We start from the raw sequence: 12,815 nt of genomic DNA, 5'->3' as shown, positions 1-12,815 counted from the left end.
TTCGAGATAAAGCCATATTTATCCCGAATTCAGGTTAATTTATTTTATAGAAAGGATTAACCTATGGAGATTACCTTAAACGGTTATTACACCCTGATATTGGCCACCTTAGTGCTGCTACTTGGGCGGTTTTTAGTGCGGAGAGTCAAATTCTTAGAAGACTTTAATATTCCAGAACCGGTTGCTGGCGGTTTGGTCGCGGCGATTGTTGTCTATGCTCTCAATATGGTTTGGGGATATAGTTTTAACTTTCATCAAGGACTACAGACCGCCACCATGTTGATGTTCTTTGCCTCCATCGGTCTGAGCGCTGATTTTAGTCGATTAAAAGCAGGCGGCACACCATTACTAATTTTTACTATCGTTGTTTCAGTGTTTATTGTATTGCAGGACGTCGTTGGTGTGGCCATGGCAAGTGCGTTAGGACTTGATCCTTTGCTCGGTCTAGTGACAGGTTCTATCGCTCTAACTGGTGGTCATGGTACAGCAGGCGCTTGGGGTATTACGTTAGAACAAGACTACGGTGTGGTCGGTGCGACGACACTTGGTATCGCCGTTGCTACTTATGGTTTGGTCGCGGGTGGTATCGTTGGCGGTCCTGTTGCCCGTCGCTTGATTAATCGACTTGGCCTAAAACCAACGCCAGCCAACCCTGATCCTAGCGATATCGAAAAAGTTGCTGGTGCACAATCGTTATATAGCACCAAACATGATGAAGAGTCTGCAGGTAGTAATAAAGATATCTTTGAAAGACCTGATAGCATGCGCTTTATCACCGCTTCTTCTACTATCGAAACCTTGGCACTATTCGCAGGTGCTTTGGCTTTTGCCGATGTAATGGCCATCGTTGCTGAAGGTACATGGTTTGAACTGCCGACGTTCGTATGGGCACTGGCAGGCGGCGTCATCATTCGTAATGTGCTGACGATGGTCTTCAATTTTGATATGTTTGACCGCTCAATTGATGTACTTGGTAATGCATCTTTAAGTCTATTTTTAGCGATGGCATTGTTGTCTTTAAAACTTTGGCAATTGACCGATTTGGCAGGCCCTGTACTAGTCATATTGGTTGTACAGACCATCATTATGATTATCTATGTTTACCTGATTACCTTTAAGATTATGGGTAAAGACTATGACGCAGCTGTATTATCAGCAGGTCATTGTGGTTTTGGTATGGGTGCGACACCGACAGCGATTGCGAACATGCAGGCAGTCACTGATCGCTATCTGCCTTCACCTAAAGCATTTCTAATTGTGCCAATGGTAGGTGCGTTCTTTGTTGATATCGTTAATGCCACGATATTGCAGATATTTACGAAGTTGCCGTTTATGTAGACTGATGCTGTCACAGATCAAAACTTAATAGCTATCTAGTAAATAACAAATGCTGGCCATCGAAAAGCCCGCCAAGATAAGTCTTGGCGGGCTTTTTTAATTATCAAATTATAATAGAGTATTCAATCAAACCCATTATTTATACTTTTTAACTTCACCACTTTTCACACGAGCTATGAAAGAATTAACCTCTCTTTTCACAATTGGCATCAAGAAGTATAGACCGATGATGTTAAAGATAGCCATAGCGAACAGAGCCGCATCTGAGAAGTCGATAACGAAGCTGAACTGTACGATGGTACCGATAACAACGAAGATTAAGAAGATAAGTTTGTATATCATCTCACCGCCTTTACCTTCACCAAAGAGGTAAGTCCAAGCTTTTAGACCATAATATGACCATGAAATCATCGTTGAGAAAGCAAACAACAATACCGCGACAGCTAGGAAATACTGGAAGATAGGCGCCGTTTCCATAAAGGCCGCACGGGTTAGATCCACACCAGTAAGCGCCTGGGTTTGTAAGTTTGCGGCAGTGTTCACCCCAGAGATAGTAATAACAAGCGCCGTCATCGTACAGATAACAACCGTATCAATGAAAGGCTCCAACAGCGCTACTAGACCTTCAGTAGCAGGCTCTTTGGTTTTTACTGCTGAGTGAGCAATAGCGGCTGAACCCACACCCGCCTCGTTAGAGAAAGTTGCACGTTTCAAACCTTGAATCAATGCGCCAATAAAGCCACCAGCCACACCAGCACCAGTGAAGGCACCTGTGAAAATCTCGCCAAATGCAGTGCCGATATGATTAAAGTTAGCAATCAGTACGATTACCGCCATAGTAATGTATAACAAAGCCATAAAAGGTACGACTTTTTCGGTAACGGTTGCGATGCGCGGCATACCACCAATGATAACCATACCGACTAAAAATGCTAAGCCAATACCAAAGAATACACTGTAATCCGTTGGAATGCTAAAAGTAGAGCTCATGACTGCAAAGGCTTGGTTACCTTGGAACATGTTACCGGCACCAAAGGTCGCCAATATACACATAAGGGCAAAACCAACAGCCAGAAACTTACCTAATCCGCCCATACCACGTTCAGCCATACCGCGGCTTAGGTAGTACATAGGGCCACCTGATACGACACCAGACGGTAGTACCGTACGGTATTTGACACCTAACGTACATTCTACAAACTTAGTCGCCATACCAAATAGGCCGACCATAATCATCCAAAAGGTAGCACCTGGTCCACCAATAGCAAGTGCTGCACCAACGCCTGCAATATTACCAAGACCAACAGTACCTGATAACGCAGTAGCTAAGGCTTGAAAGTGGCTGACCTCGCCTTCTTCTTTGTTGGCCGGATTGGGATCGGTATATTTGCCTCTGACAATATCTAGAGACAAGCCTATTTGGCGAAACTGAATAAATCCAAAGTAAAAAGTGAATACGAGTGCGGCAACTAATAACCAACCCACAATGAGCGGGAAGCTGACGTCTCCAAGAGGTACTGAAAAGAAAATAAGGTCGACGAACCAGCCGAATATATTGGCCATAAAGCCATCGAGACCTGCTCCAAATGCTGCTAAACCTGATTGTTCTGCTGCTTGCGCAAGAGTCGTGCTGAGTAATAGCATCGTTGCGACTAAAGATTGTTTTTTCATGTAAATCCCTCTATTGAAAATAATATTTATATAATTATTCAATCAATTACAGCGATACTAATACAAAGTGTAACTATTTATTATAATTTGTATTAGTATTATTACTAAATGTCCAATACTGACTATATACTAATATTTTTGTATAAACAAAGAGATTTACACATTTTTCTTAATTAAACATCAACTTAACTCTTTAAAACCAATAGGAAAGTTTAGTCAAGCTCACTACATTTATCGAAAAATGTCGGTAATAATTTTCAGGTTAAATAGCCAACTTAAATATGATTAAAAGAGCTAAATAGCAGTATCAATACAGGTTTGCGTTAAATGCTCTAATATTTATAAAGAGCAATAACAAAAAAACCGCTAAGCAAAAGCTTAGCGGTTTTTTTTATTACCATTCTAAAGTTTACTGATTTTTAGCATAGACTGGTAATTCTGCACAAATCGCTTCTACTTTAGCGCGTACTTCAGTAGCAACCGCTTCATCACCGCGGCTGTCTAGTACGTCACAGATCCAACCTGCCAACTCGCCCGCTTGTGCTTCGTTGAAACCGCGAGTAGTAATAGCTGGTGTACCGATACGGATACCAGAAGTCACGAATGGTGATTTTGGATCGTTTGGTACAGCGTTTTTGTTGACAGTGATGTGTGCTTCACCAAGCCATTTATCCGCTTCTTTACCCGTCATTTCTTGCTTAACGAGGCTGATCAGCATTAGATGGTTTTCAGTACCACCAGAGATAACTTCATAGCCGCGCTCTTGAACCACTTTTGCCATTGCTTGCGCATTTTTCACTACTTGCTGCTGATACGTTTTGAAGCTATCTTCTAACGCTTCTTTAAAGCAAACCGCTTTTGCAGCGATAACATGCATCAACGGGCCACCTTGGTTGCCTGGGAATACAGCTGAGTTTAGCTTTTTAGCCAGTACTTCATCACGTGCCAAAATCATACCTGAGCGTGGGCCACGTAGGGTTTTGTGCGTCGTCGTCGTGACCACATCAGCGAAAGGTACTGGGTTTGGATAAACACCGCCAGCAACTAAGCCTGCAACGTGTGCCATATCGACCAATAGATACGCGCCTACTTCGTCCGCGATGTCACGGAAACGCTGCCAATCTACTACTTGTGAGTATGCTGAGAAACCCGCAATGATCATTTTTGGCTTATGCTCACGCGCTAGACTCTCTACTTGATCATAATCAATAAGGCCAGTGCCATCTACCAATCCGTACTGTACGGCATTGTAGTTCAAACCTGAAAAGTTGATGTGTGCGCCATGGGTCAAGTGACCACCAGCGTCTAAGCTCATGCCTAGTACAGTGTCATTTGCCTCCAACAATGCTAAAAATACCGCTGAGTTTGCTTGGCTACCAGAATGCGGCTGAACGTTCACATACTCTGCACCGAACAACTCTTTAGCGCGGTCAATGGCCAATTGCTCAACTACGTCCACATGCTCACAACCACCATAGTAACGCTTGCCAGGATAGCCTTCTGCGTATTTATTGGTAAGGTCAGTACCTTGTGCTTCCATCACTGCTTGTGAGCAGTAGTTTTCAGAGGCGATAAGCTCGATATGGTTTTCTTGACGAACGCTTTCTGCGGCCATCGCTTCAGCAAGTACGGGATCAAAATCTTTGATAGAAATATCTTTAAACATAGTGATGTCCTAAGTAGTGACTGTCATTAAAAAACGTCATTGAAAAGAAGCTTATAGCCTGCCCACAATAAAACAACTACTGCGTCAACGTCGCTGAAGTACGCTTGATACCCCTGCACGCTGTTTTTCTGCAGTCTGTTTTATGTTACGACCATTATTGTGAATGGAGTCTATTAGCAAAGATTGAAATAAGAATAAATACAGGCGACTGACCTGTTATTAACTTGACTGATTCGTCAATAAAATCGATGTACATTTGCATCGATATCATCGCGAAAGATTAAGTGTAACATGAAAATTTGTGCTGTGAGCGCAAAAAAACCTCACCTTAAGATGAGGGAATTAAATGACTATATAACACAGATAAATAGCCAATAAAATAAAGGATTTACCCGTTGAGTTTTTTCGCCAATATGCCTTCTTATGTTAACTCAAGCATAAAATATTTTTAAGCGTGGCTAGATATAGTCAATTTAATATGATTTCGATACAAGGAAACCGAGTGCAAGCTATACATTAGTATGCTTAGCGAGGATGACGATGTAGCGGATTTATATAGACTTGACTATATAGTCGATTCAATTTAAAAGTAGTACAAAGCAGCCGAGTGTAGATGTATATCAAATACCTCAAGCGAGGCTAACGCAGTAATACTTTTATAGTAAAGTGGCTATTATAGTGAAGTGATTATAAGAACGCTGGCAGGAACGTTTCACTGATCATTATCTTACGACCATACCAGTCATAACGCGTTTGTCGTTGCCAACCGTCATTCGTATGACTGATAAAACGTTCATTTGGCAAGGTACGGCGACGCTTAAATAACACGTAGCCAATAGGTGTGTTTTTCAGATGCTGCAGACGACGTGACTGACCTTTTAAACTGTTTAAAGGAAAGATGCTCTGTGCTTGCACCCATGGCATGTCATCATTGCCATATAGCTGCACTTCCCTTACCCATGCTTGGATTGGGCGATTTAGCATCATGCCTCGTACACCCAGCTGCTTTTTTTGACCTAAAGTCAGCGAACGATAGCCCTCAAAGCTGCGTTTTACACGCAGCGGCTGCCCTGCCTTCTCTTCTAATATCGCAGTGAGAGAGCCTTCAGCATTTAGCCAAGGTAAGAGTTCAGTAGGAGGTAGGTCATTGGTAAAATTAAAAGAATTGCTGGTCATAGTTTATGGCTAGTATTTTTTATAGGATGTTTGATAGTTAAAAGGTGCTTGCAAATAGAAACAGAGTTCATCAAAGGTGATTACCGTGATGAAGCACTGCTATGAGTCACTACCATCAAATTCAGGCATATTGTCTGCATTAAAAGGCAAAGCTTCAAAGGCCTGCTGACGATACTGCGCCATATGCATCCGATCTCTGACACAAAAATCGCCAATTGCCGGTACAAAACGCGGATCATAGATACGATGGATAGAATGCGTCGTCGTTGGGATAAAACCACGTACCAGCTTATGTTCGCCTTGCGTACCTGGATCAAAAGACATCAATCCTTGCTCAATAGCAAACTCGATACCTTGGTAATAGCATAGCTCAAAATGTAAGCTGTCATATTCACCTAGCGCGCCCCAGTAACGACCATATAAGGTGGCATTATTATCGCCATCAGCCTTATCACCATCAACATTGTCACTATCAGGTCTATCATATAAGAACAAACTACTCGCGATAATCTCACCACTGGCATCGAGTGCTTGCGCAAGCATTATATGCTCAGGCATGCTCGCTGCCAACGCCATAAAAAAATCTATCGTCAAATAAGGCTGTTGTCCGCGTACTGCATAGGTCATCACATAACAATGATAAAAAGCCTTCCAATCAGCATCGCTAATAGTATCACCGCACTTGCGCTGGCAACTAATGCCTTGCTCGGCAACTTTACGGCGCTCAGCCCGAATGGTTTTACGCTTTTTGGCTTTTAAGGTCGTCAAAAAAGCATCAAAATCTGCAAATGGCTTACTGTCATTAAGTAAGTCTTTGTTTTGCCATAAGAACTGGCAACCTTGACGCTCAAATATTGGTAGCTCAATAGTAGCTGATTCTACGCCGCTTTCTTGAGCCGCTATCGCAAGCTCTACATCAATTTCAGTTGGCATAGATGTGGTGGCGATAGAGGCAAGCTCAGGTGTCACAAACAGTCCATGCCAGCTTGAAGCGCCCACTTGTTGAGCAATATCATCAATGCCTGCGATGGCTGTTTTGAGGATATCTCCATTTAATATTTCACCTTTTGCCAACCAAACTCTCTGACCAGTAATCGGTGTATATGGTGCGCTAGTGACCAATCGCGGATAATAATCAACACCATAGCGTGCATAAGCTTCTGCCCAGGCATGATCAAATACAAACTCACCGCGATGATGGCCTTTTATAAATACTGGCATGACGGCCACAGGCTGCAATGTATTTTCTGCCGCACTGTCTACTAAGGTATCGGTGCTATCTTCACTATCGGCACTGTTAGTAGCGCCTGTGACACGATGTACCAAAATAAATATCGGTAGCCACCCTGCCTGCTCACCAATTGCTCCGGTGTCAGTCAGCGCTTGCCAAAAAGCAAATGACATAAAAGGGGTATCTGGCGTACGCCACTCTGTTTGGCTCTGCCAGCTGGTATCATTAATCAGCGCATACTCTAAACTCATATTCACCGTCACTATTATAATCGCGATATATTTATCGATAACCAATCTATTGATGACCTAGACTAGCAAATTTTTACGTCATTGCTGTCACAATTTGCAAAAACTTATCCGCACCCAATAAAAAACCACCAACGATAACGCCGGTGGTTTGTACGACTGCGCTCATGGGCAGTAAGATCAATATAAAACGTCATGAAAAAACAGTAGTTGTATGGAAAAGATGATATCGAAGCCGATGACTGGTAGAATAAGGTTGTTATTAGCTTAGTATAATTCGAAACCATAGGATACGAGCTAAAACAGTATACTTAGTTCATGGTATACGATTGACATCCTATCGGATTTATAGTGGATTGATTATAATGTAGCGTCAGTGATTCACTTTTAGGCAATTTTGCGCCGACCGTTAACGTGTTGCCTTCAAATGCTTTTTTCATGAATATTATTAAAAGAAAATGTCTGACCTGTCTTAAAAATTTCTAAGAAGCTACATATGAAGTACTTGTTCTAACCATATCATGGATTATTGCATAGTATCATTGACGCATATTCAACACTATATTTGAGCTTTATTATTAACTACAGCCTAAAGGAAGATCTAACTAAAATGTCAAAAATTATTTATACAAAAACTGACGAAGCCCCAGCGCTGGCGACTCTGTCGTTCTTACCTATTGTCGAAGCATTCACTAAAACGGCAGGCGTTGAAGTTGAAACCAGCGACATCTCTGTTGCAGCGCGTATATTGGCCGAATTCCCTGAATACTTGACCGAAGAGCAACGTGTTCCTGACAACTTAGCTGAGCTAGGTCGTCTGACTCAAGATCCAAACACCAATATCATCAAACTGCCAAACATCAGTGCTTCTGTACAGCAGTTAAAAGCCGCTATCAAAGAGCTACAGAGCAAAGGCTATGCTATCCCTAACTTCCCAGAAGATCCACAAACTGACGAAGAAAAAGAGCTACGCAAGCGCTATGGCAAAAGCTTAGGCAGTTCAGTGAACCCAGTACTCCGTGAAGGTAACTCAGATCGCCGTGCTCCTAAAGCAGTTAAAAACTATGCACGCAAGCACCCACACTCTATGGGTGAGTGGAAGCAGTGGTCAAGCACGCACGTATCACACATGCATGGCGGCGACTTCTACGATGGCGAGCAATCTATGACATTAGATAAAGCTCGTACGGTACGTATGGAGTTGTTACTTGATGACGGTACTCAAAAAGTATTAAAGCCTAAAATTGCTTTGCTTGATAAAGAAGTCATCGACCTGATGGTCATGAGCAAAAAAGCATTGTTAGAGTTTTATGAGCGTGAAATGGAAGATTGCCGCGAAGCTGGTATCTTATTCTCACTACACGTGAAAGCGACTATGATGAAGGTCTCGCATCCTATCGTCTTTGGTCATGCGGTCAGAATCTACTACAAAGAAGCTTTCGAAAAACATGGCGCATTCTTTGATGAGCTAGGTATTAACGTCAACAACGGTATGGCAGATCTATACGACAAGATCTCAACGCTACCAGCTTCAAAGCGTGAAGAGATTGAGCGTGATTTACATGCATGTCAAGAGCATCGCCCACGTCTGGCGATGGTTGACTCTTCAAAAGGTATCACCAACTTCCATTCACCAAGTGATGTAATCGTTGATGCTTCTATGCCAGCGATGATTCGCTCAGGTGGTAAAATGTGGGGCGCTGATGGCAAAATGTATGACTGTAAAGCGGTCATGCCAGAGTCTACCTTTGCTCGTATTTACCAAGAAATGATCAACTTCTGCAAATGGCATGGTAACTTTGATCCAAAAACAATGGGCACCGTTCCTAACGTTGGCCTAATGGCTCAAAAAGCTGAAGAATATGGCTCGCACGACAAGACTTTTGAGTCTAGCGATGCTGGTATTGCACGTATCGTCGATATTGATACTGATGAAGTATTACTCGAAAAACGTGTTGAGAAAGGTGATATCTGGCGCATGTGTCAGGTTAAAGATGAGCCTATCCAAGACTGGGTAAAACTTGCTGTACGCCGTGCTCGTGAATCAGATACGCCTGTTATCTTTTGGTTAGACCCATACCGTCCACATGAAAACGAGCTAATCAAAAAAGTCAGAACGTATCTAAAAGATCATGATACTACTGGCTTACATATCGAGATTATGTCTCAGGTTCGTGCGATGCGTTATACCCTAGAGCGCGTTGCTCGTGGTCTAGATACTATCTCTGCGACTGGTAACATCCTACGCGATTACCTAACTGACTTGTTCCCTATCCTAGAGCTAGGTACCAGTGCCAAGATGCTATCAGTTGTACCATTAATGAAAGGCGGCGGTTTGTTTGAAACTGGCGCTGGTGGTTCTGCACCGAAGCATGTTGAGCAGCTGACAGAAGAAAACCATCTACGTTGGGATTCACTCGGTGAGTTCTTGGCATTGACGGTATCGTTGGAGCATTTAGCAAACAACGACAACAATGCTAAGGCTCAAATCTTGGCAGACACGCTAGATACAGCAACAGAAAAACTGCTATTAAACGACAAGTCACCATCACGTAAAACTGGCGAGCTCGACAACCGTGGTAGCCACTTCTATCTAGCGATGTACTGGGCAGAAGAGCTTGCAGCGCAAGATAAAGATAGCGAGCTAAAAGCGCAATTTACACCATTCGCGCAAAAACTAAAAGAGAACGAAGAAGCCATCGTTAAAGAACTTAACCAAGCTCAAGGCAAGCCAGTAGATATCAAAGGCTACTACTATGCTGATGAAGAATTGGCTAAGAAAGCAATGCGTCCAAGCGCTTTGTTTAACGAGACATTGGCATCGCTATAATTTTAAGCGATTGCTCTTAAACCATTAAGCCTAATCGCTTTTGGGTTTTATACTCAGAAGCGATCAAGCAGGTTTAAGTCTTAGTAAAAAACACCTCAACCGTCTTCGAACGTTGGGGTGTTTTTTTGTGTTTTCTAAAAGCTTTATAAAAAGTGAAATAAAAAAAGCCACCTATTTATATAGGTGGCTTTTGATACATAGTAATAGAATAGAATACTTAGAGTTTAAGTAGTTTTAGGCTTCCATATGCTTAATAATCGCCTTACCAAACTCCGAAGTACTCAGTAAGGTAGCATCTGGCATCAGACGCTCAAAATCATACGTGACTGTTTTATTGGCAATCGCACCTTGGATACCACTGATAACAAGATCAGCTGCTTCCGTCCAACCCATATCACGAAGCATCATCTCAGCAGACAATATCAATGAGCCTGGATTTACTTTATTCTGACCAGCGTACTTGGGTGCAGTACCGTGCGTCGCTTCATAAACAGCGATCGCGCCGCCTTTATTTGCACCAGGTGCGATACCAATACCGCCTACTTCTGCTGCCAAGGCATCAGAGATATAGTCACCGTTTAAATTGAGTGTCGCTACTACAGAATAATCTGCAGGACGCATCAAAATCTGCTGCAAGAAGGCATCAGCGATGACGTCTTTAATAATAATATCATTACCCGTTTTTGGATTCTTAATAGTCATCCATGGACCGCCATCTAATAACTCTGCACCAAAACGCTCTGCCGCTAGCTCATAGCCCCAATCCTTAAATGCGCCTTCAGTGAACTTCATAATATTACCTTTGTGCACTAGGGTCACATTTGGCAGATCATTATCGATGGCATGCTGAATCGCTTTACGTACTAAGCGCTGTGAGCCTTCTTTTGAGACAGGCTTGATACCGATGCCGCAGTCTTCAGGGAAGCGAATACTGGTCACACCCATCTCATCTCTTAAGAAATTGATAACTTTTTTGGCATCATCACTGCCCGCTTTCCACTCGATACCCGTGTAGATATCTTCTGTGTTTTCCCGGAAGATAACCATATTCGTCAGCTCTGGATGCTGTACTGGGCTTGGTACGCCCTCAAACCAGCGTACTGGGCGTTGACAGACATACAGGTCAAGGTTTTGGCGCACTGCGACGTTTAACGAGCTAAAGCCGCCACCCACTGGTGTGGTCAATGGACCCTTGATACTAATGACGTAGTCTTTTAGAATCTCTAGCGTCTCGCTTGGCAAATAATCGCCGTCATATACTTTCGCTGCTTTTTCACCAAGATAAGTCTCCATCCAAATGATAGACTTCTTGCCGTGATACGCTTTATCAACCGCAGCATTGACTACCTTTATCATGACAGGCGTGATATCTACACCGATTCCATCACCTTCCACAAACGGAATAATCGGATGGTTGGGAACATTTAATGTGAGATCTGCGTTTACGGTCACTTTTTCGCCGTCTCTTGGCACGATAACCTTATCATATGACATAGATGATACTCCTTGGTTGTATGTTGGACGTCGCAAGCGAACTAGACACTTTGTTATGCTAACCGTTTTATTATAGTTGTAACGCGCTGGGCGCTTATCGGTTAAGCAAAGCTTTGATGAGTACGACACTTGCGACATTGATTTAAACAATGTTAAAAATAGCTCGAAGCTAAAAAATTAAAATAAAGACCCAAACAATGATTGTCGCTTGCAAATAGTAGATATTTTTCTATTGAAAATATAAATACCACTATCAGAATGCGGATTTAGGATAACAGCAAATCTATACAAGCGCTGTCCTACTTTTGTAGCAGGTCATGTGGCATACAGCACATTAAATATATCGCCCTTTGTCTTGCCGCTTAATACTAGCTCTGCATCACAAAACATACGCTACAATGATTCATTGTCCATCAAAAACTAGGAAACACCGTTTTATGTCTACTTCTAGTCTCATCTTATTCAATAAGCCTTACGGCGTGCAAAGTCAGTTTAGAGATGATAGTAACAACGACCACACCACCCTATCGCAATACTTTACCGATAAGGCTTTGCGAGTTGCTGGTAGGCTAGATGCCACTTCGGAGGGCTTGCTGATTTTGACTGATGATGGTCGCGTTAATAAAGCAATTACTCATCCGCCAAAAGCCAATGCAGGGCGCAAACAAGGTAAAACTTATTTAGTGCAAGTAGAAGGAATCCCTACGGCTGAGCAACTTAATAAGCTTAAACGTGGCGTGGTTTTAAAAGACGGTAAAACGCTACCTGCTGAGGTCAAGCACGTCAGTGAAGATGAGCTACCGATGGTACTCTGGCAGCGAAATCCGCCAATACGTGAGCGTAAAAGCGTACCGGACTCATGGCTAATGCTGACAATATATGAAGGGAAAAATCGCCAAGTTAGACGCATGACCGCTCATGTCGGTCTGCCTTGTCTGCGTTTGATACGTTGGTCAGTGGCAGGATTTGAGCTAGGTGAGTTAGCTGTTGGGGAGTTTGTACGCGTTCATCTAACTAGCGAACACTGTCGTCAGCTAGGTATTTCTAACTAGTTTAGATGGTTTTAAATTTAGATACTGTTGATTAATTCACACTGTTTGGCTGTTTAGCCCCTAATATAAAGCTCTTACACTAATATATTACGACCTGTTAAACATAGTG

8 protein-coding genes are annotated in these 12,815 nt (G+C 42.7%); 3 read left to right on the top strand and 5 right to left on the bottom strand.

Features of this window, described 5'->3' with window-relative positions:
• The first annotated feature begins 63 nt into the window (after positions 1–63).
• Entirely contained in the window at positions 64–1,338 is a 1,275-nt protein-coding gene (gltS, locus tag IEE84_RS01730; RefSeq protein WP_057758303.1) for a sodium/glutamate symporter, read from the top strand.
• 135 nt (positions 1,339–1,473) lie between these two features.
• Here gltS and IEE84_RS01725 read toward each other — a convergent pair whose 3' ends face one another.
• From IEE84_RS01725 to IEE84_RS01710, 4 genes are all read right to left on the bottom strand, one after another.
• On the bottom strand, positions 1,474–3,009 hold the full coding sequence (locus IEE84_RS01725) for an alanine/glycine:cation symporter family protein (RefSeq protein WP_191114683.1): 1,536 nt from the start codon (positions 3,007–3,009) through the stop codon (positions 1,474–1,476).
• A gap of 409 nt (positions 3,010–3,418) precedes the next feature.
• Positions 3,419–4,675 (bottom strand): serine hydroxymethyltransferase, encoded by a 1,257-nt coding sequence (gene glyA, locus IEE84_RS01720; RefSeq protein ID WP_191114682.1) that lies wholly within the window; start codon positions 4,673–4,675, stop codon positions 3,419–3,421.
• Positions 4,676–5,362: 687 nt separating this feature from the next.
• Positions 5,363–5,851 carry a chorismate--pyruvate lyase family protein gene (locus IEE84_RS01715; RefSeq protein WP_191114681.1) on the bottom strand — a complete coding sequence of 163 codons (489 nt, stop codon included), beginning with the start codon at positions 5,849–5,851 and terminating at the stop codon, positions 5,363–5,365.
• 99 nt (positions 5,852–5,950) lie between these two features.
• Positions 5,951–7,333, bottom strand: a complete 1,383-nt coding sequence (locus tag IEE84_RS01710; RefSeq protein WP_191114680.1) for a GNAT family N-acetyltransferase — start codon at positions 7,331–7,333, stop codon at positions 5,951–5,953.
• A gap of 607 nt (positions 7,334–7,940) precedes the next feature.
• Here IEE84_RS01710 and IEE84_RS01705 point away from each other — a divergent pair.
• On the top strand, positions 7,941–10,160 hold the full coding sequence (locus tag IEE84_RS01705) for an NADP-dependent isocitrate dehydrogenase (RefSeq protein WP_191114679.1): 2,220 nt from the start codon (positions 7,941–7,943) through the stop codon (positions 10,158–10,160).
• Between the two features lie 234 nt (positions 10,161–10,394).
• On the opposite strand, the gene icd is transcribed toward IEE84_RS01705, so the two are convergent.
• Positions 10,395–11,654: an NADP-dependent isocitrate dehydrogenase gene (gene icd / locus IEE84_RS01700; protein ID WP_191114678.1), complete on the bottom strand. Its 1,260-nt coding sequence runs from the start codon at positions 11,652–11,654 to the stop codon at positions 10,395–10,397.
• A 437-nt stretch (positions 11,655–12,091) separates the two neighbouring features.
• Here icd and IEE84_RS01695 point away from each other — a divergent pair, with 437 nt between their 5' ends.
• Entirely contained in the window at positions 12,092–12,706 is a 615-nt protein-coding gene (locus IEE84_RS01695; protein ID WP_191114677.1) for a pseudouridine synthase, read from the top strand.
• Positions 12,707–12,815 lie beyond the last annotated feature (109 nt).

The sequence above is a fragment of the Psychrobacter sp. 28M-43 genome (assembly GCF_014770435.1).
In the GTDB taxonomy this organism is placed as follows: Bacteria; Pseudomonadota; Gammaproteobacteria; order Pseudomonadales; family Moraxellaceae; genus Psychrobacter.
This window is presented reverse-complemented; position numbering and strand designations above follow the sequence as displayed.

Coding starts and splice junctions, on each gene's coding strand:
- gltS (WP_057758303.1), top strand. CDS start 64: ATGGAGATTACCTTAAACGGTTATTACACCCTGATATTGGCCACCTTA.
- IEE84_RS01715 (WP_191114681.1), bottom strand. CDS start 5,851: ATGACCAGCAATTCTTTTAATTTTACCAATGACCTACCTCCTACTGAA.
- icd (WP_191114678.1), bottom strand. CDS start 11,654: ATGTCATATGATAAGGTTATCGTGCCAAGAGACGGCGAAAAAGTGACC.
- glyA (WP_191114682.1), bottom strand. CDS start 4,675: ATGTTTAAAGATATTTCTATCAAAGATTTTGATCCCGTACTTGCTGAA.
- IEE84_RS01710 (WP_191114680.1), bottom strand. CDS start 7,333: ATGAGTTTAGAGTATGCGCTGATTAATGATACCAGCTGGCAGAGCCAA.
- IEE84_RS01725 (WP_191114683.1), bottom strand. CDS start 3,009: ATGAAAAAACAATCTTTAGTCGCAACGATGCTATTACTCAGCACGACT.
- IEE84_RS01705 (WP_191114679.1), top strand. CDS start 7,941: ATGTCAAAAATTATTTATACAAAAACTGACGAAGCCCCAGCGCTGGCG.
- IEE84_RS01695 (WP_191114677.1), top strand. CDS start 12,092: ATGTCTACTTCTAGTCTCATCTTATTCAATAAGCCTTACGGCGTGCAA.